This window comes from Candidatus Nitrosotalea bavarica, from assembly GCF_900167955.1.
GTDB classification, from domain to species: domain Archaea; phylum Thermoproteota; class Nitrososphaeria; order Nitrososphaerales; family Nitrosopumilaceae; genus Nitrosotalea; species Nitrosotalea bavarica.
The window spans coordinates 235,003-256,974 of the sequence record NZ_FUYK01000007.1 but is presented as its reverse complement, the minus strand read 5'-3'; the positions used below and the strand labels follow the sequence as shown (position 1 = coordinate 256,974).

29 protein-coding genes and 1 tRNA gene are annotated in these 21,972 nt (G+C 35.1%); 15 read left to right on the top strand and 15 right to left on the bottom strand.

Features of this window, described 5'->3' with window-relative positions:
* Positions 1 to 4 precede the first annotated feature (4 nt).
* A complete protein-coding gene (locus C0Q33_RS04780) occupies positions 5 to 526 on the bottom strand; it encodes a MarR family winged helix-turn-helix transcriptional regulator (RefSeq protein ID WP_101477431.1) in 522 nt (173 codons plus the stop codon).
* Between the two features lie 60 nt (positions 527 to 586).
* Here C0Q33_RS04780 and dps point away from each other — a divergent pair, with 60 nt between their 5' ends.
* The gene (gene dps, locus C0Q33_RS04775) at positions 587 to 1,162 is read left to right on the top strand and encodes a DNA protection during starvation protein (RefSeq protein WP_101477430.1); all 576 of its coding nucleotides are present in this window, start codon (positions 587 to 589) and stop codon (positions 1,160 to 1,162) included.
* A gap of 106 nt (positions 1,163 to 1,268) precedes the next feature.
* Positions 1,269 to 1,760, top strand: a complete 492-nt coding sequence (locus C0Q33_RS04770; protein WP_165776435.1) for an AAA family ATPase — start codon at positions 1,269 to 1,271, stop codon at positions 1,758 to 1,760.
* A gap of 8 nt (positions 1,761 to 1,768) precedes the next feature.
* Here the strand turns inward: C0Q33_RS04770 and C0Q33_RS09580 are convergent, their stop codons facing one another.
* Positions 1,769 to 1,900, bottom strand: a complete 132-nt coding sequence (locus tag C0Q33_RS09580; RefSeq protein WP_281258822.1) for a hypothetical protein — start codon at positions 1,898 to 1,900, stop codon at positions 1,769 to 1,771.
* Between the two features lie 97 nt (positions 1,901 to 1,997).
* On the opposite strand from C0Q33_RS09580, the gene C0Q33_RS04765 reads away from it, so the two are divergent.
* Together C0Q33_RS04765 and C0Q33_RS04760 are read left to right on the top strand one after the other, a co-directional pair.
* Positions 1,998 to 2,348 carry a hypothetical protein gene (locus C0Q33_RS04765; protein WP_101477428.1) on the top strand — a complete coding sequence of 117 codons (351 nt, stop codon included), beginning with the start codon at positions 1,998 to 2,000 and terminating at the stop codon, positions 2,346 to 2,348.
* A 377-nt stretch (positions 2,349 to 2,725) separates the two neighbouring features.
* Complete coding sequence (locus C0Q33_RS04760) at positions 2,726 to 2,986, top strand: hypothetical protein (protein ID WP_101477427.1); 261 nt, start codon at positions 2,726 to 2,728, stop codon at positions 2,984 to 2,986.
* A gap of 24 nt (positions 2,987 to 3,010) precedes the next feature.
* On the opposite strand, the gene C0Q33_RS04755 is transcribed toward C0Q33_RS04760, so the two are convergent.
* From C0Q33_RS04755 to C0Q33_RS04745, 3 genes are all read right to left on the bottom strand, one after another.
* Positions 3,011 to 3,856 carry a CBS domain-containing protein gene (locus C0Q33_RS04755; RefSeq protein WP_101477426.1) on the bottom strand — a complete coding sequence of 282 codons (846 nt, stop codon included), beginning with the start codon at positions 3,854 to 3,856 and terminating at the stop codon, positions 3,011 to 3,013.
* A 69-nt stretch (positions 3,857 to 3,925) separates the two neighbouring features.
* The gene (locus C0Q33_RS04750; protein ID WP_101477425.1) at positions 3,926 to 4,105 is read right to left on the bottom strand and encodes a hypothetical protein; all 180 of its coding nucleotides are present in this window, start codon (positions 4,103 to 4,105) and stop codon (positions 3,926 to 3,928) included.
* Positions 4,106 to 4,316: 211 nt separating this feature from the next.
* Positions 4,317 to 4,727 (bottom strand): response regulator, encoded by a 411-nt coding sequence (locus tag C0Q33_RS04745; RefSeq protein WP_101477424.1) that lies wholly within the window; start codon positions 4,725 to 4,727, stop codon positions 4,317 to 4,319.
* Positions 4,728 to 4,893: 166 nt separating this feature from the next.
* Here C0Q33_RS04745 and C0Q33_RS04740 point away from each other — a divergent pair, with 166 nt between their 5' ends.
* On the top strand, positions 4,894 to 5,871 hold the full coding sequence (locus C0Q33_RS04740) for a hypothetical protein (RefSeq protein WP_133121013.1): 978 nt from the start codon (positions 4,894 to 4,896) through the stop codon (positions 5,869 to 5,871).
* 9 nt (positions 5,872 to 5,880) lie between these two features.
* Here the strand turns inward: C0Q33_RS04740 and C0Q33_RS04735 are convergent, their stop codons facing one another.
* The gene (locus tag C0Q33_RS04735) at positions 5,881 to 6,807 is read right to left on the bottom strand and encodes a UbiA prenyltransferase family protein (protein ID WP_101477422.1); all 927 of its coding nucleotides are present in this window, start codon (positions 6,805 to 6,807) and stop codon (positions 5,881 to 5,883) included.
* Between the two features lie 304 nt (positions 6,808 to 7,111).
* Between C0Q33_RS04735 and C0Q33_RS04730 the strand changes: the two genes are divergently transcribed.
* Entirely contained in the window at positions 7,112 to 8,590 is a 1,479-nt protein-coding gene (locus C0Q33_RS04730; RefSeq protein ID WP_101477421.1) for a hypothetical protein, read from the top strand.
* Positions 8,591 to 8,850: 260 nt separating this feature from the next.
* Here C0Q33_RS04730 and mgtA read toward each other — a convergent pair whose 3' ends face one another.
* Positions 8,851 to 11,364, bottom strand: coding sequence for a magnesium-translocating P-type ATPase (gene mgtA, locus C0Q33_RS04725; protein WP_101477420.1), 2,514 nt, complete (start codon positions 11,362 to 11,364; stop codon positions 8,851 to 8,853).
* 150 nt (positions 11,365 to 11,514) lie between these two features.
* Here mgtA and C0Q33_RS04720 point away from each other — a divergent pair, with 150 nt between their 5' ends.
* Positions 11,515 to 11,892, top strand: coding sequence for a response regulator (locus C0Q33_RS04720; RefSeq protein ID WP_101477419.1), 378 nt, complete (start codon positions 11,515 to 11,517; stop codon positions 11,890 to 11,892).
* A 556-nt stretch (positions 11,893 to 12,448) separates the two neighbouring features.
* On the opposite strand, the gene C0Q33_RS04710 is transcribed toward C0Q33_RS04720, so the two are convergent.
* Complete coding sequence (locus tag C0Q33_RS04710; RefSeq protein ID WP_101477417.1) at positions 12,449 to 12,727, bottom strand: hypothetical protein; 279 nt, start codon at positions 12,725 to 12,727, stop codon at positions 12,449 to 12,451.
* A gap of 98 nt (positions 12,728 to 12,825) precedes the next feature.
* Here C0Q33_RS04710 and C0Q33_RS04705 point away from each other — a divergent pair, with 98 nt between their 5' ends.
* The 5 genes from C0Q33_RS04705 (at position 12,826) to C0Q33_RS04690 (ending at position 15,556) form a co-directional block, all read left to right on the top strand.
* Positions 12,826 to 13,053 carry a hypothetical protein gene (locus tag C0Q33_RS04705; RefSeq protein WP_101477416.1) on the top strand — a complete coding sequence of 76 codons (228 nt, stop codon included), beginning with the start codon at positions 12,826 to 12,828 and terminating at the stop codon, positions 13,051 to 13,053.
* A 326-nt stretch (positions 13,054 to 13,379) separates the two neighbouring features.
* Positions 13,380 to 13,550, top strand: coding sequence for a hypothetical protein (locus C0Q33_RS09245; protein WP_165776434.1), 171 nt, complete (start codon positions 13,380 to 13,382; stop codon positions 13,548 to 13,550).
* 96 nt (positions 13,551 to 13,646) lie between these two features.
* A complete protein-coding gene (locus tag C0Q33_RS04700) occupies positions 13,647 to 14,039 on the top strand; it encodes a hypothetical protein (RefSeq protein ID WP_133121011.1) in 393 nt (130 codons plus the stop codon).
* Complete coding sequence (locus tag C0Q33_RS04695; RefSeq protein WP_101477414.1) at positions 14,036 to 14,242, top strand: hypothetical protein; 207 nt, start codon at positions 14,036 to 14,038, stop codon at positions 14,240 to 14,242. Before C0Q33_RS04700 ends, C0Q33_RS04695 begins: the two co-directional genes overlap by 4 nt.
* Before the next feature lie 597 nt (positions 14,243 to 14,839).
* Positions 14,840 to 15,556: a pirin family protein gene (locus C0Q33_RS04690; protein WP_101477413.1), complete on the top strand. Its 717-nt coding sequence runs from the start codon at positions 14,840 to 14,842 to the stop codon at positions 15,554 to 15,556.
* A 19-nt stretch (positions 15,557 to 15,575) separates the two neighbouring features.
* Here C0Q33_RS04690 and C0Q33_RS04685 read toward each other — a convergent pair whose 3' ends face one another.
* From C0Q33_RS04685 to C0Q33_RS04670, 4 genes are all read right to left on the bottom strand, one after another.
* Positions 15,576 to 15,923: a winged helix-turn-helix transcriptional regulator gene (locus tag C0Q33_RS04685; RefSeq protein ID WP_101477412.1), complete on the bottom strand. Its 348-nt coding sequence runs from the start codon at positions 15,921 to 15,923 to the stop codon at positions 15,576 to 15,578.
* Positions 15,924 to 15,939: 16 nt separating this feature from the next.
* Positions 15,940 to 16,518, bottom strand: coding sequence for an NADPH-dependent FMN reductase (locus tag C0Q33_RS04680; protein ID WP_101477626.1), 579 nt, complete (start codon positions 16,516 to 16,518; stop codon positions 15,940 to 15,942).
* Positions 16,519 to 16,613: 95 nt separating this feature from the next.
* A tRNA-Arg gene (locus C0Q33_RS04675) sits at positions 16,614 to 16,691 on the bottom strand.
* A gap of 56 nt (positions 16,692 to 16,747) precedes the next feature.
* Entirely contained in the window at positions 16,748 to 17,455 is a 708-nt protein-coding gene (locus C0Q33_RS04670) for an MIP/aquaporin family protein (RefSeq protein ID WP_101477411.1), read from the bottom strand.
* A gap of 88 nt (positions 17,456 to 17,543) precedes the next feature.
* Here C0Q33_RS04670 and bcp point away from each other — a divergent pair, with 88 nt between their 5' ends.
* Positions 17,544 to 18,002 carry a thioredoxin-dependent thiol peroxidase gene (gene bcp / locus C0Q33_RS04665; RefSeq protein ID WP_101477410.1) on the top strand — a complete coding sequence of 153 codons (459 nt, stop codon included), beginning with the start codon at positions 17,544 to 17,546 and terminating at the stop codon, positions 18,000 to 18,002.
* On the opposite strand, the gene C0Q33_RS04660 is transcribed toward bcp, so the two are convergent.
* The gene (locus C0Q33_RS04660) at positions 17,999 to 18,577 is read right to left on the bottom strand and encodes a hypothetical protein (protein ID WP_101477409.1); all 579 of its coding nucleotides are present in this window, start codon (positions 18,575 to 18,577) and stop codon (positions 17,999 to 18,001) included. The genes bcp and C0Q33_RS04660 overlap by 4 nt on opposite strands.
* 103 nt (positions 18,578 to 18,680) lie before the next feature.
* Between C0Q33_RS04660 and C0Q33_RS04655 the strand changes: the two genes are divergently transcribed.
* On the top strand, positions 18,681 to 19,058 hold the full coding sequence (locus C0Q33_RS04655) for a hypothetical protein (RefSeq protein ID WP_101477408.1): 378 nt from the start codon (positions 18,681 to 18,683) through the stop codon (positions 19,056 to 19,058).
* Here C0Q33_RS04655 and C0Q33_RS04650 read toward each other — a convergent pair.
* Positions 19,055 to 19,285: a hypothetical protein gene (locus C0Q33_RS04650; protein ID WP_101477407.1), complete on the bottom strand. Its 231-nt coding sequence runs from the start codon at positions 19,283 to 19,285 to the stop codon at positions 19,055 to 19,057. The two genes, C0Q33_RS04655 and C0Q33_RS04650, sit on opposite strands and share 4 nt — an antisense overlap.
* Before the next feature lie 110 nt (positions 19,286 to 19,395).
* Between C0Q33_RS04650 and C0Q33_RS04645 the strand changes: the two genes are divergently transcribed.
* Positions 19,396 to 20,838, top strand: coding sequence for a menaquinone biosynthesis decarboxylase (locus C0Q33_RS04645; RefSeq protein ID WP_101477406.1), 1,443 nt, complete (start codon positions 19,396 to 19,398; stop codon positions 20,836 to 20,838).
* On the opposite strand, the gene mqnC is transcribed toward C0Q33_RS04645, so the two are convergent.
* Entirely contained in the window at positions 20,835 to 21,953 is a 1,119-nt protein-coding gene (gene mqnC, locus C0Q33_RS04640) for a cyclic dehypoxanthinyl futalosine synthase (RefSeq protein WP_101477405.1), read from the bottom strand. The genes C0Q33_RS04645 and mqnC overlap by 4 nt on opposite strands.
* Between the last annotated feature and the right edge of the window lie 19 nt (positions 21,954 to 21,972).

The following is a 21,972-nucleotide window of genomic DNA, read 5'->3' as shown; positions in this document are numbered from 1 at the left end:
AAATTTAGACGATCCTTTTGTTTCCTTTAACAGATGAAAATGTTTTTTCTAACTCAAATGAAGTCGCTAGATTTTTTGATATTTTGCGAAGTGTGTCAAGAGTTATCTGGATATCACTTTCTAAAATATTTTTAGTTGAAGATTTTCTTATTTTTAGAGCACATTCAATCATGGACTCCCATAGAGAATCAGCTTTTGATGTAAGATAGATCCTATTTGCTCGCCTATCAGTTAAATCTGGTTTTCTTTTTAGCAGTCCTTCTTTTTCCATTTTATCAATAACTGGAACTAAAGTTGCACCTTCAATCCCCATCTTGTCAGCTATCTCTTTTTGTGTCAGTCCTGGTTGTAATACAAGAGCTCCAACTACGCGCCATTGGCTAAGAGTAACCCCAACATTTCGCCTTAGCTCAATATCAAGGGATCTCTGAAAAGATTTTGCGGTGGTATTAACAACAAACCCCACACTATTTTCAAAATCATATTTTGTCATACTTAGAGTACTAATTATTAGCATACTAATCATTATAAACCTTCATTGAAAAACTAGCGATTTGCTTATATCTTTAGCAAACTTGTACGCATTATGACTAAAGAACCTAATGTAATAGGAGTAAAAGTTCTGGAACAAAATGGTGTCAATGTAAAAGAGCTGATAAAAGCTCTAGTCTACAATGCATCAGTAGAGTTTACAGCTTACTATTACTTTACAAATCTAAGAGCACATTGTGTTGGAATGGAAGGAGAGGCACTCAAAGGAGTAATTGAGGATGCAAGAATGGAAGACCTAAGTCATTTCGAGTCCTGTCTGGCTAGAATTTATGAGCTTGGAGGAAAATTACCAATAAACGCTCAAGATTTCATAAAGATGTCAGGCTGTGAATTTCTACAACTTCCTACAAATCCAATAGATACAAAGGCAATTTTAGAAAAATGCTTAAAGGCAGAACAAGGAGCCATTGTCAATTGGAATAAAGTGTGTCTCATGACACATGGAAAAGATCCAGCTACATACGATGTTGCAAAAGACGTTCTAAGAGAAGAAATAGAACACGAAGCATGGTTTTTGGAATTACTTTATTCAAGACCATCTGGTCACATGAGAAGAAAATTCCCCGGAGAGAGACCTTACACCCATAAGCATTCAAGAGCTTTGGGTTAAACAATTTTTTTAATTTTTGAGTATATCATATTATTGTTCAGGTTTTCATGAAAGGATCAGATAAATATCTATGAACAAATTAAAGACATGATAATCATAATTGATAGTGATAATTTGCGGTTTACCTGGAGTTGGAAAAAGTACTCTTGCAAAAAATCTAGCTCCAATGATTAATGCTACCGTATTATCTTCAGATAAAATTCGAAAGGAATTATTTCCAAATCCCACTTACTCTCCATTTGAGCGAAAGTTAGTTTATGATGCAATGATCATCTTAGCAAAATATCTTAATGAAGTAAGATGTAATTGCATACTTGATGCCACTTTTAACAGAGAAGATTCTAGAGTAGAAATAAAAGAAAAACTACAACTCAATGACAGAGAATTTCAAATCATAGAGTGTTTTTGCCCAGAAGAAGTTGTCATCTCACGCCTAAAATCTCGGAAAGATGACTATTCAGATGCAACTATAGAAGTATATCAAAAAATGAAAAAGATCTATGAGTTGGTAAAAGTTGAACATATCAGTGTAGACACAACACTTGATCCACAAGAAAATTCTCATAGTATCATAGAAGAGATCAAGAGAAAACAATGAGTGCCAATCTATGGCAAGTCTTCAGAATTTGGTGCACAGTGTTTATGAACCCATTTGCCAGCTGGGTTTTTTGCAATCTCTGCGCCAGATTTAATGGGGGCATTGCATTCAGAACAAGTAGTCTTAAATTTTGCTTTCATACAATTACCACATAAGACAGATAGATAAACTATCAAAAATGTAAATAGCAGTCAACCTTAAATTACCTCAATTTGGTTTTTAATCAGACTACAATATATGGTAAAACCAATAGTTTATGGTGTAATTGGAGGAGGAGTTGCAGTGGCCATTGCAGTTATTGTTCTGGTAGTATTTCAGTCCCCAACTCAACAATATGCATTATCAGTCGATCCAAGAACCGAGATGGTCATGGGCGTAGGAAACGTGGTACGCATATATGTACAAAACACAGGTTCGTCACCACTAACTAATGTCACGGTAAACTATGGAACTACTTCTGAACCAGTATTACCGATTTTAAACCCAGGTGAAAAGCAAATGTTTTCACCGCCAGCAGGTACAAAGATGGTTACAGTAACTGCCAATCCAAACATCACTGTAATGAAACCCATCTCAGATTCAATGTAATATAATTAGAATTACATCTAAAAAATCAAAAATTTATTTCATTTCTTAAATCATGTTCACCATCAAAAAGAATTGCGTTTGAGGAGACGATGCTAAAGGCATGCCAAAATATTCAGCGTTATACGTACGCTAGGATTTGGTTTTGTGTATGGTAACCTTTTGGTATTCCTCAGGGTTTTCCTCTTTTAGTCTTTGGAAATAGACCTCTTCGTATGGCATTTCAGCAAGTTTTGCTAAATTTCTATTTAAATAAAAGATTCACAAATTTTGCTAGACTTGGTCAAATTTTTCACAATAAGCGTAGAAATCATAAGATGCAGCTAACATCAAAATAACTGATTTTTAACTGAGCATTTCCTACAAATCTCCTGAGAAAAATGATTGATCATTCAACAATTAAAAAAATCAAAGATAAAATAGACAAAGATGAACACAAACTAAGAAAATCTATAACAGAGGTAGAAAGAATTTGGGAAGATACTGGTCTTGAACCAAAGGACCCAACATATCTCGTTGAAAAGACAATGAGATTTGAGATGGTACATGAAAACATCACCAAAGTTTTTTCATCATTCAACGAAATAATTAATGATTATAAGAAACTCTGTTCCGAGTTAGAAAAATTAGATGAAGAATAATCACTTGTGAAACTAAAGAGTAGGTCAGTCCATAGTCGCGATAGCTTGGACAACATCAGTTTTGCTAATTATGCCAACAAGCGCATTTCTTGCAGATAGCACTCCAACACCGTGGATTTTTTTATCTAACATAATCTTACAAACTTTTGCCAGATCATCGTCATAGTTTACTGAAATTATCTTACCAGTCATAACATCTTGGGCCTTGGTAATCTTTCCAAAACCTGATTCAGAAGCAAACCCTTTCCTAAAAACAGTTACAGAAAGATTAGGTTTTTGTTCTTTTATGATTTTTTTATTTCCAGATTCAAGTGTTGTTTTGAAAAGATCTTTAAATGATAATACTCCTATCGGTTCTTCATTTTCGTCTCTAAGAATTATGCGCGAAATTTTCTTTAGAATCATTTTTGATAATACTTTGTACAGAGGATCATCGGCATACGCCCAGGAATACACCGAGGTCATAAATTCTCCTACTGTTCTTTTACCGACATAATTTTCTGCATAAAACTTTGTCAAATCTGTCTTTGTGATAATCCCTTGAACTTTATCACCAATACTGATTGCAAGAGAACTTATTTTTTCATCAAGCATCGTAGTAGCACATTGTTTGATTGTACTATTTGGACTTGCCATAACAAGACCCTTCATAATTTCTGCTACTGGGATTTCATCCATAGTTCGTTTTGTCTTGTCTTCTAGAAGGAATAAAGCCAAATCTTTTTCAGAGATTATTCCAAGCGGTTTTCCCTTATGAGAGACGATTATTCTGCTAATTTTATAGTCTAGTAGTTTTTTTATAACGTCGATGATTTTCTCATCTTTTTCAATTGTTATTGGAGTATTCATCAAATCCTTTGCTAGTTTCATTAATCATAATGATATAACATGTGAATAAAAGCATCATGGAAGTTATCAGATTTGAATGTGAATAGAAGTTTAGGATGTTTGTGGATCTCTGTTGTTTAGGTCATGGACTTTTTCATTAACTTTGGTAATTGCGGTGTATAATTGAAATAGTAATTCATTACTTGGGTGTGTCGCTTCCAATAGCTTACGGTCTATGCCATATTCTTCTATTTTGTCCCACATTTCATCAAGCGATAATTCAGAATTCAAATACTCCCCATCAAGTTAGCTAATCCGTATTTTTTAAAACTTTCTATAAATAGAATAGACATATAGAATCAATAAGATAAATAGGAAAACTATTAGTTTCCAAAATACGGAAAATTATTTATTAAAAAACAGCAAATCTATAATTACAAGATTTGATCTTCATATCAATTTTAGATTTTATGATACTTTTTCTAATTAAAATAACACAAAATCAGTTGAAGAATCTAATTTGACCAATATTTTCATCAGATTCAAGATCATTTACAATTTTTACAAGGTCGTTGATTTCAAATGGTTTGTAGACTACGGCAGTTGCTTTGAGATCCTCTAGTCGCTTTGCAGTATCCTCAGAAAGATCAGTAGTAATCATTATCACGATAGAGTCTGGGTTAATTTCTCTAATTTGCCTGAGTGCATACAACCCATCAGCATTAGGCATGACAACATCTAAAAATGTAATATCTGGCTTTAGCTTTTGAAACAATTCAACCGCATCCATACCATTACGACCGGTTCCAATCACTTTGAAATCTTTTAACTCCAAGAGTTCGACAAAAAGGGATAGAACATCAGGATTGTCATCAACTACAATAGCAGTTTTTAGACGTCGTTTCTTTTCCATTAATAATTTTTAATGTATTCCCTATTTAAGGTGTTTTTATGATTATATTTGCAAATATAAGAGAACTACTCATGATAGAGAATGGCCAACCATAAAAAACTCGCTAATTGGAAAAATATGAGTAGTATTTACCAAAAATGATATATTCAGTATTATTATTCTTAAATTGAAAGTCGTGAAGACAACCACTGTAAAAAATAGCATTGATTCAGGTACAACAAAAGTAGATGAAACAGTCGGACTTGCTTTAAAAGACGATTCTAAACTTTTATCACAACTAACTGATGTATTATCAGTTTTATCAAAAAATGACGCTTTGACAATTTTCCTCATGGCAGAAGAAGGAATGAGATCAGAATTGGATACACCAATAAAAATTGGTCTCACAAAAAAACAATACTATACCAGATTAAAACAGTTAGTAGATTTTGGATTAGTAGTAAAGCGTGATGAATCCTACACCCAAACTGCGTTTGGAAAAGTTGTATATCAAAAACACATTTTAGGACTAACAAACAATATCAAAAATTCAAAATACTTGCAAATGGTCGATGCTCTAAAAGATAATCCAAAGTTTAATGATAAAGACATTATGGAGTTTATTTCTAAAGTCGAACCACAAATTAATCTTGACTTACAAGAATCCTCAAAGAAAAAATCTACAGTTGTGTCATCGTATGAAGACATGGTTAGAAAAATTTTGGAAATGACAGAATTTGCTCAAAATGAAATACTGCTCATAACTAGATTCCAAAATGATCTTATCATAAATTCAATTTTGAAAAAAGCCAGCTCAGGAGTAACTGTTAAAATTCTTGCAGACATGGGAATGGTAAAAGAATATTTTGAGAAGGAGACTGAAATAAAATTAGATAAGAATAAGACAGAACGTGTTAAAGTGGTTTCAAATCCATTTTATCCTTCAAAAGCAGATAGAAGATACACGCAAGTTCCTTTCTGTCTTCTTGTAGTAGACAACAAACATGTGGGATTAGAAATCACAGATGCAATCGAACCAGGAAAGTTCAAAATGGCAATTTTTGCAGAGGATCAGAGTCTCTCATCATCCATGGTTACCCTTTTTAACAATTTGTGGCAAAAATCAGATGCAAATCCTCCCAGAATAGTCACAAAAACTATCTAAAAATACAATTTACGATGGAGAAACTTTATGCAATATCATACCGACGAGTATAGATATCTGAATTGCAAAGATTCCAAATCTCACAGCTGTTCGGGTTTGACTGAGTTTCTTTTTATTGTCCCATTGTAAAAATAATTTTTTTATTCTAAAGGCAAGAAATATACAGATTATCAATCCCAATGCCAATCCCACTAGATGTAGTCCAAAAAAGTAATAATTTGCAACAAGTATTATCGCCATTGAAGTTATCGCACCAAAAATTACCCCAAATGTCTTTTTTACACCCAAAACAATAGGTATTGTTCGTCTTCCACCTTTTCTATCTCCAGATATATCACCTATATCACCAAGAGGCCCATTTATGAAATACATTAAAAAGAATATGAGTGATGCCGATATTCCAACATATGAAACATTTTGCACTGCAAGAGCCCCCATCAATGAAGCAATAAATCCACCAGCCGCAGTAACTATTGTCTTTACAAGAAATATTTTCTTTAGATGTATCTTGGGGTGAGAATACACAATGGCAAGTCCTAAAAAGGCAAGTGAGCCTATGCCTGTCTGCATGTTAATTGAAAACGCAAGTAATATCGATACTACGAAAAAACCAATTGTCAAGTACAATATTTGATTATAGTTTGTCTTTTTTGAACTATAGTTAGTGTCACGACTATTTACTTTGTCCACGTCATAATCAGTAAGATCATTATAGAGGTATGTTGCAAGAGCAAGAAAAAACACAGATGGGATCAGCCGTACTAGCACTAAGAAATCCGGAATTTTCACATCAGAAGAAATAAGGAATGTACCCGTTGCAGCTAATGCAAAAGCATAGACCAGAATTCTTGATCTTATAATTAAAATAAATATTGAAAAAGACTGAACGATTTTGGCCCCTACATTGGATCCATGCAAGGTAGGAACTAGTGCCATGTAATTGTGCCTATATTTGATTCACATTTTTGAGTAAAATAACTATTATAATTCTCCACATATGGGTAATTATACTACCATATTATAACTTTTTAGATATTATGGCTTAAAAAGTGAAATTAATATATCATTATATTCATTTTTTGTGAAAATTTGTAATATTTTTAAAATTACATCATTATAAAAAATGTAAGTAAACAATAGCATTGCAGTAGACAGAAAACGTGATTTTAGCTAACAAAATTCGTACAAATTTTGAGGCCCACAAAAGACTCAAATTCTTTTTAAAACGATTTTTGTTTAATTGATCTTCAATCCGATTAACAAATATTCTCAAAAAATAATCGGCATTTCACTTTTCACAATACTTGCAATAAACAGCCTATTATTTTTCTCCAGCATGCCACCTGCAAATGCAATGGATCCACTTAATCCCAAAATAGAGCCAGTGGAGCACATCTCATCCAATCCCAATCTGTATGTATCTGCAGAAAATTCTTTATTTAAAAATTATTTTGCAGGACCTCAAGTAATCGAAGTCATAGTGATAGATCCTGACATGAACAGGTTAGACCAAGCATATGGCGAACCAGTTGTAACTGTCAATAGTAAAAGATTAAGGATGGCACAAACCACGGATGGCAGCTGGCATGCATATTTTGCAGATCTGAGTCAAGCACAGTATGCAGATGCTACACAGTTAAACAATTCAGGAAAAGGTCTAGACTTTGGACAATTCTGTTCAGCCGATTCTTCTATAGCAACAGGAGTCTCTTTTTCTGAAACAAAAGGAATTGCGGTGGCAAGACACTTTAGTGGAGCATCAAATGGCACACAAACACTTGGAACTTGTTTACCAGTAAATATAGGAGGTGTGACAAATCTTGCAGGCGGTACGCTACTAAATCATGTTGTCAGACAAAATCAAACTTTGAATAATATTGCACCTGGAAGCAGACTAGGACAAATTGCGAGCAATAATGTGGCATTTTCCAATGCTTGGCCAGTAATACAACTATATGATTTTTCTGGATTTCCACAGGTAGTCACAGTACAATATCAGAAAGCAGGAGGAGTACAATCAGTTGATCTTATTTTTGATAGGATCCCTGGAAATATTATAACGCCGGTGGCCATCAGGGCGGATTATCCTCAGGGGGCACAGGTTCAAGTTGATTTAATCGATCCGCAACTTAACATTGATCCGACATCAGAAGATTCTTGGACATGGGGCACATCACGTACAAACAATACATTATTTTATCAAGCGTTTGACAGAAATGGAAAACCAGATGCAGATGGAACTCTTGGAATGCAAAATGTCATCGGAAATCTTACAACCTTAATGTTTAATCATAATGGCAAATTAACTTTGAATCCAAGCCCTCAAGGTCTCAAAGTAGGAAAGTCGCAAAGCAATGGAATACAAACATTGTTTCAAGGTAGCAATGGACTGCTTAGGACCTCATCAATTAGCGGGGCTTCCATTCCACTAACATTACAAGAAGTTCAACCTAATACAGGAATCTTTGCTGATTATGACAATTCCGGTATAGCAGATATCAAGATACTAGATAACGCACAGAGAGACACATCAATCTTGGCAAAATATAACGACATATCATATAGCGTGGTAGTAAAGTTCCACACTGCACAATTAACAATGGGTTGGCCAAGCACTCAGACTAGTACAAATACAGAATATACAAATCAGCCAAAAGGACAGCCTAGTTTTATTTCGTTTGTGACAGAATATATTTTAAAAAATCTGTTTCTTTATTGAGACTACTTGCATCCCTTGTGGAACCATTGTTCTCCAAATATGATGTCGCCTTCTTCAAATCTCATTTGTGCATGACATTTTGAGCAGATTGGTTTTGACAGGATAATTGGGTGTGTCATAAACGTGTAATCCATATTGCAATAATATAACCATGTGTCTGTTCAAAAACCATACACAGTCAAGAAAGGTCACAGATTTGAAGAATTCAGTACTACGCATTATTCCTTTTTTAAATAGGCAGTAGTGGATATGAGATTATTTTACATTGTAATTTTTCTGTAGAAGAGTCTCTTTGCTATTTCAACAAAGGTGATGTAAATAGCAACAATAATCGTTATCAGTACAAGAATAGAAATAGAAATGGGAGTAAATCCAAATTCTTTACCTAGAATGGTATATGGTATAACAAAGATCATACATATTATTACAAATATGGCAAGAACTAGATATTTCCCTGGTTTTGATTTTATCAAAGGTTTGGTGGTACGAATGGCAAGAACAACAAGTGCTGCTGAAAATACATTTTCAATAAACCAGCCAGTTCTAAATTGATCCGGATTACTACCAAAATAAAGTAAAACACCAAAAGTAGCATAGTCTGCTACCGAATTTAAGAGTCCAAATACTATCATGAATTTTCTTATGAATTTCATGTTGAATTTGTGAGGTTTTGCTATCAATTCTTTATCTACATTGTCAGTTGCAAGGGTCATCTCAGGCATATCTGTAAGTAAATTAGTAAGAAGAATTTGTTTTGGTAATGCTGGAAGAAAAGAAAGAAATGTTGATGCTCCAGCCATGCTAAACATATTGCCAAAATTTGCACTGGTTGCCATAAACACATACTTGATAGTATTGGCAAAAGTTCTCCTTCCTTCTATCACTCCATGAATTAATACTTCAAAATTCTTTTCCAAAAGTACAATATCTGAGGCTTCTTTTGCAACATCTACTGCAGTATCAACAGAGATTCCAACATCAGATGCGTGAAGTGCGGTTGCATCGTTTATTCCATCGCCTATAAAACCTACAACATTTCCAGTCTTTTTCAACGCAACAATTATTCTCTCTTTTTGATTTGGTTCCACCTCTGAAAAAATATCAACCTCGTTTACATTATGAAAAAATGCTTCACTTGTCATCTGTCTCATCTCTTGACCGGTCAAGATTTTTGGATTGATCAGCCCGATCTGTTTGGCAACATTTTCTGCTACAAGCTTGTTGTCTCCTGTAATTATTTTCAAAGATATGCCAAGATCTTTGAGTTGATTTATTGTATCAATTATACCAGCCTTTGGCGGATCATAAAGAACTAGAAACCCTAGAAATATCATGTCAGAATCATCTTCGTTTTTTATGATTGTAGTCATTACACTCTTGTATGATACACCCAATACGCGAAATCCTTGTTGGCTAAGTTCCAAAAACTTTTGTAAAATCTGCTCTCGTACATTCTCCATCTTAACAATCTCTGCTTGAGATTTTGCGTGTGAACATGCTGATAATACATTTGATAATGCACCCTTTGTTATCATGATTTGCTCATTGTCTTTTGATACCAATATTGTGAGTTTTTTTCTAGAAAAATCATATGGAATCTCATCTAGTTTTTTGTAACTAGACACATCTAGGACTTTATAGGAACGAATTGCTTGGTCAATGGGATTGAGAAAACCAGTTTCGTAAACGGCATTCAGATAGGCATAAAAAAATACTTCGTCACTTTCATTTCCGCTTACATCTAGGTTTGATTTTATACGAACAATTCCCTCTGTTAGTGTTCCGGTTTTATCAGAGCATAGTACATTCATGCTACCCAAGTTTTCAATGGAAGATAGACGCTTTACTATGACTTTGCGGTTTGCCATTTGTCTTGCTCCATGAGATAAATTTATGCTAATTATTGCTGGTAGAAGCTGAGGAGTCAAACCAACTGCCAAAGCCAATGAAAATAGAATTGAATCAAAAAATGGCTTGGATAGATAGACATTGATTGCAAATATTGCAATTACAAGAATTAGCGTCACTTGTGTCAAGAAATAACCAAATTTTTTTACGCCTTGTTCAAATTCTGTTTCAGGGGCTCTAAATCTTAGACGATCAGCCACTTTGCCAAACTCTGTCTGAAGCCCAGTTTTTACAACGACTGCTTTTGAATTGCCGCTGATCACATTAGTGCCCATAAATAGCGTATTGGTTTTTTTGGCAGTTGCAAGTTCACTGTAGACTGGATCTGAATTCTTTTCAACAGGGAATGTTTCTCCTGTCAGAACAGCTTCATTTACAAAAAGATCTCTTGATTCAATAATGATACAATCCGCAGGTATCTTGCTTCCAGCCGAAAGCAAAACAATATCCCCAGGTACGATTTCTTCAGATGGAATTTCCTTTTGTACGCCATCTCGAATAACAACAGATGTTATTCTAACCATTTCAAGTAATTTTTTTACTGCATTTGTTGCACGATACTCTTGAAAGAAACCAAGCATGCTACTTACCAAAATTATAACAAATATGATTATCGCATCTGTCGAGTCCTGTAGAAACAAAGACAACGCTGCAGCAAAAAGAAGAAGGAGAATTATCGGACTTTTAAATTGTGAAAGAAAGAGAAAGATTCCTCCAGATCTTTTCTGTTTTTTTAATGAATTAGGACCATAATGTTCAAGCCTATCATCTGCCTCCTTGCTTGATATACCATCAGAAGAAGTATTGAGTTTTTGAAGCAGTTCTGATAGAGGAATTTGCCAGAAATCACTTATTAGATTTATCATAATTTAACACAAATACTAATTTTCGTTGTTATTTTAATAATCTCCAACAAATCATAATTTTCTTTATTACACAACAAGACTCTGTATACATGACAGATTTTAATTAAAAATGAGCAAGTTTGATTAGTTCAAACTGCATATTAGACTCCAATGAAAGTAGAAAGAGTCACCTCCATAGTAATAGATGATGATATTGATTTACGGGATGTTTTTGTAGAGTTACTTGAGATGCACAACATTGACGTCTTAGGTACTGGCAATAATGGCCTCGAGGCATTTGAACTGTATCAAAAATGCCAACCAAACATAGTCTTTTTGGATGAATTTATGCCTGAATTTGATGGGTTTTATGGATTGGAAAAAATTAGGAAATATGATCCGCATGCAAAGATAGTTTTGGTTACTGCAGCTACCGAAAAGGAATTAAAATTTGATAAAAACAACATTACGGCAGTGATAGAAAAGCCAATTGACATAGACCAAGTAGTGTCACTGGTTGATAAAATGATGTTAGGTAAAGTTTTATGATTTTAACAAAATGTTTATAAAATCGCCTATTTCTTCCGTAGCTAAATCGCCCAATTCCAACCTGATTTCATTTATGATAGATTTGTAATCTTCTTTATACACTTCCCGAAGTATAGTCTTCAAATATTCTGGGTGGTCATAGCAATCCCTAATCGTGCAATCATAATGAGACTTGAGTTTGGCCAGCACTAGGTTGTAATTTACATTACCTCTTCTCATCAAGACTACTTCCATACAAGAGATCAAAGCTAACTCATGCTGTTCCAAGTATAGACTCATCAAGGTATACAACATACTTATGTTTTTAAACTTGTCCGGTACTATTTTAAAATAAATAGAACCCCTTTTTGATCGCATGTTCTACATCTAATTAATGAATATTCTAGAACAGTTTAAAAAAATTGGTGTATTTTTGGCATGATCATTCTAAACATACGACATAAGAGCAATATTTCCATCCTTGTCCAGTCTCTCATAGATTGGAACCAGTAAGACTTGCTACAAAACTCCTTTCCTTAATTTTTCCAATTTAGTTTTATCAATTAAAAAACCAAGTCTACTTTCTTTTTGATTTTAAAACAACTGTCATTAATGGTACTCCATACATCATGCTGTTAATTCCGTAAAACAATACCCAATGCATGTCAGTCTTTTGTGTACAATTTTGATTACCATTTAGGCTTGTCTCATGAATATTTGTTGACGTATTTGCTCCTGCGCACTTGAAATTAGTCAGTTGGTCATACCACAAGTACGAAAATGGGACAAATGATGCTACTATTACAATTAGAATCAATGTTTTAACTTGAGGTGATTTTTTAGTTTGTTCCCACATGGAAAATCTCTTGACTTTATCTATCAGGTACCTAGGTTTGATAAATGTTCCAGTATTCAACAGATACCCGTATATCTTAGAATCACGTACTATACCCCATGTCATCATACACTGATTCGTATGAAACAAGAAAACAACATAGCGAATATCTCCCAATAGCAGTGGCAATAATGATTGCTACCTGCTTGGTGACGATATTTGTCATCAATCCCCAAAGTGGAGGATATGGAGGAGGCACAAATCAGCTTGCATTCTGGGAGGGTGCAGGATTGATCTGGGCTGGCGTCCTAATAGGATACATCGCTCTAGTCTTCCGAGCAGTCTAGAATAACTTTCAAAAACTGTACGTATGTATGTCAGATTATACCATGCAATTTTAAATTACTAAATCAGAATGTGTTGGAATGATTTTATGTGTTTAATAAAAAAAATAATTTATGATACTAACGGTCTTCCACATTTCGAGCAGACAACGTGAAACATTTCCATGTACACTTGCTGTTTTGTGTCAACCGCAACACATTGTTTGCCACCTTCTTTGCAAAAATGGCAAAATTCTTTTGTCATGATATAACTACGTGTTTCAAAGATAAAAATATTATCAGAGAAAAATTCTGATCAAGTTAAAATATTTCAAAGTGTATTATATTACATGGTACCAAAATCTCAACGCAGGATGTACGACAAGGCCGAGGCAGACTCGATACCCAGAATTGTTGATAGCGACAATTCTGAAAAGAAATCAATTACTGCACAAGATTACAAAAAGATGTTGCAAAAGAGATTGTATGAACTTGAATCAGAATCTATGCCGGCAACATAGGTTCTCTCACTTTTTGTGCAATCAGATTTTACACCGTAGGAAAATTATGATCAGCCTTATTAAGAAATGACACGTATTACTCCCAGTTGAAATAGTATGTCTCAAAATATCGAAGCCATGCACTTCGATGAACGTATGTTAGGGGATGGAATTGATTTTGTCGGTTTGATTACTAAAAACGGTCGTCTTGTAGACTGTAACAACAAAAACAGCCTTAATTTATCCAAAGAACAAAAGGAGATGTTTTTCATGTCGTGTTCTTTGCAACAAAAGATGAACCAAGATTACGATGATGATCTTGGTCAGGTCAGATATTCAGTAACAGAGAGGGAGAATACCAGAATAATTATAGTTCCGCAAGAATCAGACACGTTAATTTTTGTAATGGATAATGGTGGCGAATTTTTATCATGTGTAAAAAGAGTCTTGGATGCCATAAGACATGCAAGATCCCTGAAACAAGGTCCAAAAAGGTATGATATGACATGAACATATACGATACCAAGAGTATCCATTGTTCAAAGTGTGGCAAGTTCATAGGAGAAATTGAGTTTGACGCAGTTGTGATACTTCCAAAGTGTGGAAAATGTACAGACCCAATTCCGGAAGGAGATGACAAGGTTTCATATCTAAAATCCAGGTATTCAAATTCCCAGTCAGAAAATGCCCTCCGTGAATTGATACTTCAATAAACTACAATTAGAGTTTTTAGAAATTATTCAATTATGTAGGTTACGATTTAAAGAATCTTTAACATTAATGTTAACGTTATAATTGTGTGGAAAAATCAGTTATTACAATACTGATAATTTCAACAATAGTTGGAATAGGAATTTTAATTTCTATTGTACATTTATTCGTAATCCCACACATACCACAAGAACACATTCAATTACATTGTCTACAACACGAAATGGAATCAATTCCACATATGAAATGGAATTGTTATTATTTCACTCATTAAAGTGCAAGTGCAAATCCTGTAAGACTAGAACTATCTTCAGTTCGAGCCATACTTATTTTTGATAACAATTTTGCCAGTATGGTATGGGGTTGTAGTAAGTTTAATTAATTTCCACCAAAGATCCTAAATAATTAGATGAAATTTACTCTAAAATATAGTTTGGAAAAGGTTTCATTCATTTGTGGTATTGAACTAATTTTCATAAACCCATCTAAGACAAATCATGGATATCAGGTTAGTTTACACTTACCTAGTTAGGTCATCAATAACAACTAAGTAATAAATTACTACCAGATTTAAATATAATATTCACGTATACAATAACATGCAAGAATTAATCAAAGCAAATGAACATTACAAAAATGAGATGGATTGGCTCACAACATATCACCATTTCTCATTTGGAGAATACTATAATCCAGAAAAGCACGATTATGGTCCATTGAGGGTATTCAATGACGATACGATAAAAGCAGGTACAGGATTTGAATTTCATCAACATAGAGACATGGAAATTGTAACTTATGTTATTGATGGCGCACTACGTCATAGAGACAATCTAGGAAATGATGGAATAATCGAAGCAGGAGAAATGCAGAGAATGACAGCAGGAACTGGAGTCTTTCATTCAGAATATAATGCTTCCAAAACAAACCCATTACGATTGTTACAGATGTGGGTTTTTCCAGATAAGAAAGGACTCCGCCCATCATGGCAACAAAAGAAATACACTCAAGAAGACAGAAAAAACAAGCTACTTCAAGTCATAGGACCAATAAATAATTCTGGTTCTGAACTTTCAATACATCAAAATGCCTTGTTTTATCTCTCAAGTTTAGATTCTGGAAAAAAAGTAGAACATATCTTAGAATCAGGAAGAAAAGCATACTTGTTTGTAATTGATGGTAAAATATCCATGAATGGTAAGATTATGGAAACGCAAGATGCAGCTAAAATTGAAAATGCCAACACAGTTTCCATAGAGGCTGAAAAAACAACCGAACTAATACTGATTGATCTTCCAGAAAAATACAATCAATAAAAATCCATCAAAAACCAGACTATTTTTTGTTCTTTGTGATAGATTCTCTTTTTTTAATCCATCGTTCTAACTCTTCTAGTACTATTTCCAGATCCTTTGCATCCTTGGTCAAACTATATTCTACTTTCAATGGCACTTGAGCATAGATCTTTTTTATAATTAATTTTTCATGTTCTAATTCCCGTAACCTATCTGCTAAAACAGTATTACTTATTTCAGGAAGTATCTTTTTCAACTCATTAAACCGTATAGCTTCTTTTGTACTTAGATTTTTTAAGATCAAAAGTGACCATGCCTTACCAAGAACTTTCCAGATATCAGATACATCGCATTTTATCATGTTCGGATTTATTTTTGGAGAGTTCATGCAGTATTATATCAAATCAACTAGTTAATTTTATCAACAATTTAGAAACATTAGCACCAATCTTTTTCACTTGCTCTTCTTGTTTTTTATCTTTCAATGCACCATCAGTATCAAAAACTTCATGAGCTTTTGCTATTGCAATCTGCTCAGGAATGACAAGAACACCAATATTTTCAAGAATGGAACGGACATGAACCAATCCACGAAGACCTCCCAGTCCACCAGGAGATGTACTCATGATGCCTGCTACCTTTCCCTTAAAACAAGCCAAAGATTCCTCGCCTTCAGATTGACGAGATGTCCAATCAATCGTATTTTTAAGAACGCCTGTAATAGAGCTGTTATACTCTGGCGATGAAATAAGAAAACCTTGATGTGACTTCATTAGATCCTTAAGATTATGCGTATTTTGAGGAAGTCCATCTCTTTGTTCTAGATCACCGTCATAAAGCGGCATGGCAAAATCTCGAAGATCAATCACGGTAACATCTACACCTGCATCTCTTGCTCCAGCAGATGCGATTTTGACTAATTTTTTATTAAATGAATCAATACGGGTACTTCCTGCAAATGCAAGAATTTTTGGTTTTACCACGTATGAATTTTGTTTGAATAAATTTATACTTTTTCCATTTTCAAAGTTTTCACAAGAAGTTGTAATGAATCCTGTAAGACTCAACAAAATAGTTATGGCGGGCCCGGGGGGATTCGAACCCACGACCTGACGCTCCGCAAGCGTCCGCACTATCCAAGCTATGCTACGGGTCCACAAATAAAATTCAGCAAATGCCTGTTATAATACATTTCAAAAGTTATAAAAAAATCTAGGAAACTTCTTTTTCAGCCTTTTTTACAAAGATGTAATTCATCACCAGTCCTGCAATTACAGCGCCTACTATTGGTCCTGCCCAGTAAATCCAGTGATAATCCCAGTATCCGGATATGAGTGCAGGTCCAAAAGTTCTTGCAGGATTAACACTCGCTCCAGTCAATGGAACACCTATCAAGTGTATCAAAAAGATCATCCCACCAATTGCAAGACCATACATTCCTGCTGCTGCTTTTTTGTGTACCGCAGTCATGAAAATAACAGTTACCAAAAAGAATGTAAGAATAGCTTCAACTGTAAATCCAGATATTGCATTATAATGCAATAGAGCACTTGGTCCACCCTGTGTACCAAAGTTAACCTTTGCTCCAATATCTGGCAGAATTGCCTTGTATGAGGCAGCTGCTGCAATTGCTCCAATTAACTGAAATATTATGTAAGCAATGCCATCTTTGACATTGATTCGTTTTGTTACTAACATCGATATAGTAACAGCAGGATTGATGTGTGCACCTGAAATATGTCCAAACGTGTAAACCATAAGCCCTATCGCTGCACCATGTGCAAGTGCTATCATAACGATTGCAGGAATTGAGAGTCCAGAACCAAATGCAACAACTGCAAGTCCAATTGATACAGGTCCAAAGAAGACAAGACAGTATGTGGCTATTGCTTCTGCAAGCCAAGCACGCGGATTAACCATTGATCACTTTGACCTCTAAATATACAATATAAAAGATTCGAATCAGTCAGGCAAAAAATAAGTAGGGATCATTTGATCCTTTTGTTAGATGATATCGGAAGGAGAGACAGTTCCAGATTTTGCATTAAAAGATGTAGAAGGCAAGACTGTAAAAAAATCAGATCTCAAAGGAAAAAAATATGTTGTGTACTTTTATCCAAAGGATTTCACTCCCGGATGTACAACAGAAGCTGCCGAGTTTGCTCAAGATTACAAGAAATTCAAGACTGCAGGAATTGAGATAATTGGGATTAGCCCGGATGACGAAGAATCTCACAAAAAATTTGGAGAAAAAATGAAAGTGCCTTTCATATTGCTTGCAGATACTGAAAAAGAAGTAGCAAAGAAATTTGGCGTTTGGGGAAAGAAACAGTTCATGGGTCGCGAATACATGGGAGTAAATAGATCAACTTTTTTAATTGATGAAAAAGGAAAAATCTTGAAGGTTTTTGAAAAGGTAAAACCGGCAGGTCATGCACAAGAAGTGCTAGATGCCTTTAAGAATTAAGGCTTGAATCCTGCTGGAAGTGTAGTACGGATTGTAGATTTTGGTTTTGGTGGTTCTGGAGCTGGAGGAGCTGTTGTTGTAGTAGTTGAACTACCAGTGAACTGTTTGTCCATTGGATGATATGATAATCTCTTTCTTGTTGCAAAATACTTGTTACCAGTATATCCTGTTGAGCTAAGCTTAGCATATGCAGGTGCAACTTCTCCTGATCCTGTATCACTAGACACTTCATGCGCTGGTTCTGGTTTTGGTGCTTCTACTGGTTTGAATCCTGCTGGAAGTGTACCATGAGTTGGACCTGATGCTGCAGGTCTTGGTTGTGGTTTTGGCTCTGGTTTTGGAGCTTCAGATGATTTGAATCCTGCTGGTAAAGTACCATGAGTTGGACCTGATGCTGCAGGTCTTGGTTGTGGTTTTGGCTCTGGTTTTGGAGCTTCAGATGACTTTACCTGCGATGATAAATTAGAAAGCTTTGCTTCAAGCTCTGCTATTTTTGCTTCTAGTTCCGCGGTGTTAGATCCTTCTGTAACTTTTTTAATAGAACGTGGTTTTTTTGGTTGCGATTCTTTAGACATATAGTAGTTGTGAGATATAGCAGTTTATTTACATTTTGATCAAGTTCAGATCTGATAGGCTAGTCATAGAAGTTTTATATGAAGCAGGACCGTATTTTAGGCGTTGGACGACTTTGAGAAGGAATATCCAGGCTTTGACTGGAAAAATATTCCAGCATACAAGCACCCAGGAGGAAGAAATTGTCCATGTCCAAAGCATGAGTACATTCGAGAACAAATAGGCGTGGCAAAGACGGTAAGTCAGACATCAAAAGAGCCAAGCAATATCACACTCAAGTTTTGCCCCGATCATTACAACGTATACCTTAAGGAAGTCATTCCATCCATGCCACTAAAATACAGAATTTTGACAAAAATTGCACTCAAAATAGGTGCAATCAAGATAGAGCAACTCAAGTACATGCAATCAGACCAATGTTTTTACTGTAGATTTGGATCTGGAGGACACGATAAGAAGAATGAGCTTCCCCCTATCTTCTAAATTGGACTAATCAAGACTTTGGGTTTATTTGGCGTGTCATGATGACATTTTTTTCCACAAAGTGGGCATGTTATTCTATCAAGAAAGATACATTGACAGATATGAGATTTCATATAGCTGTCAGCAGTTTTAGAAAATTCGCCAGTTCCATTACAAAATGAGCATTGAGTATCAAGAAGGAGAATTTTTCCCTGACCTCCACAAACTGCACATTTTTGTTCGGTCAACTTGATGGCATTCCCTTCAGAGGATAATTAAAGTTCTTTTGTTAGAACTTTTTTTGGGCATCGAGTAAAAATCTAGTTAAGCTTATACAATATACAAATCCAGTAAAGACGTGCCTATTGAAGATCTTTCGGAGTTTGTGGAAAAATTAGAAAAAGCAGGAGAACTTAGAAGAGTAAAAACACAAGTTGATGCAGATCTGGAGATTTCTGAAATTCTAAGCAGAGTGATGTATTCTAATGGTCCAGCTATACTTTTTGAAAATGTCAAAAATCACGATATGCCAGTTCTTGCAAACGCATTTGGTTCTCTGAAGCGACTTGAGATAGGATTAGAGACTTCGGACTTTACAGAAATAGGTCAAAGAATAGTGGACATAACAAAGATGGAGATGCCGACTGGAATTTTTGACAAGTTAAGAAAACTTCCAGAACTTTCAAAGATGGCAGACATTGCACCAAAGTTACAAAAAAATGGTCCCGTCACAGAAGTCATAGAGGACGCACCATCATTTGATAGAATTCCAATTCTTAAAACATGGCCAAAGGATGCAGGTAAGTTTATCACATTTGGGTTAATTGCCACACGTCATCCTGAGACTGGTGTGAGAAATCTCGGAGTGTATAGAATGCAAATTCTCGATGGTACTCATGCACTTATGCATTGGCAAAAACACAAACGCGGTGCACATCATTATGATATCAAGAAAGATTTGGGAAGTAAAATTGAGGTTGCAATAATAATTGGTGGAGATCCTGCAACGGTATTTTCTGCAGTAGCTCCTGTGCCAGAAGGACTTGACAAGTATGTCTTTGCTGGGATTACAAGAAAAACAGGAATCAAGACAGTAAAATGTAAAACAGTTGATCTAGAAGTTCCTGCCAATGCAGAGATAGTATTGGAAGGATATGTTGATCCATCAAATATTAGAATGGAGGGACCTTTTGGAGATCATACTGGATACTATACACCACCTGAACCATATCCAGTATTCACATTAACTGGAATCATGCGAAGACAAAAACCGATTTACCTAACAACAATAGTTGGAAAACCAATACTAGAAGATGCGTTCATTGGAAAGGTAATCGAGCGTTCATTTTTACCACTCATCAAAATGTTCCATCCAGAGGTTGTAGATTTTTCAATGCCAGCTTCAGGATGGTTCCAAGGCATGGCAATAATTTCAATCAAGAAAAGATATCCAGGACAGGCAAAAAAAGTCATGATGGGCCTTTGGGGAATGGGTCAGCTTGCGCTAACCAAGATCTTTGTAGTAGTTGATGAAGATGTAAACGTGCATGACTTGAATGATGTAATTTGGGCAATTACTACAAGGTTCGATGCTGCAAGGGATACTACAATAATTAACAATACTCCAACAGATACACTTGATCCTGCATCTCCCCTAGTAAACTTGGGCTCAAAACTTGGAATTGATGCAACCCAGAAAACAAAAGAAGAAGGATATCAGAGAGACATACAAGAACTTGTAAAATCAGATGAGGTTACAAAGAAGATAGTTGATTCCAAATGGGCCAGCTATGGAATTTAATACGTTCTAACAACATTATAGAAATTATCGCGTTCATCAACGTCATAGCCGATTTGTTTTACAGCTTGAATTATTTTTGCACCAGTAAGTTCAGTAGAACGAGCCCCCGTACAGGATACAACTTCTTCACCAAGAAGCGTCCCACCAAAGTCATCAGCACCATATTGTAAGGCCATTTGTGCCATCGCAACGCCATTTGTAAGCCAAGAAGATTGGATATGAGGAATCAGTTCGTTATACACTATCCTAGATATGGCAATCATCTTCAAAAGTTGAGTTCCACCTGCAGGATATTGTACAGTTTCTTGTTTTTGCATCAAAGTGTTGTTTGGCTCAAAACTCCATGGAATAAATGCCATGAATCCATTTGTCTTTTCCTGTAATCTTGCAATTTTTAGAAAGTGTTCTGCTATGTTATCCTTAGTTTCAACATGTCCATACATCATGGTAGCAGATGCTGGAATCCCAAGGCCATGAGCTTCTTCCATGATTCTAAGCCAGGTATTACTTGAGATCTTTTTTGGACTGATAATTTGTTTTACTTCGTCAACTAGAATTTCAGCACCTGCACCTGGAATGGATTGCATTCCAGATTCTTTTAGTCTGGATAAAACCTCTTTTGTACTTGTGTGCTCAACTTTTGAAATCATATCAATCTCAGATGCAGACAGGCCGTGAACTCCAACTTTGGGGAATTTTTTTCTTATCAGTTTGAACGCATCTTCAAAATATTCAATCTTAAGAGACGGGTTGTGTCCTCCTTGAAACATCACTTGAGTTATACCAAACATTTCCCAAGCGGCTTTTACTCTTGATTCTATTTGATCAAGTGTAACAGTATAAGATTCCTCATGACCTGGAGGTCTGTAAAATGCGCAAAACTTACAATCAGTTATACACACATTTGTATAATTTAAAATCATATTATTTACAAAAGAAGATCGTCGTCCAAACTTCTTTCTTGTCAAGTAACCTGCAACAAGTCCCATAAGATGCACATCATTAGAATCCAATAGTCTCCTACATTCTTCAATGCCAGGTCTTTTACCACCAAGAGAATTTTCTAATATATCACCAATTTCAGAATGATGAAGTTGTTCTGTCAGCTGACTCAATTGACTGTGTTTTCCTTTT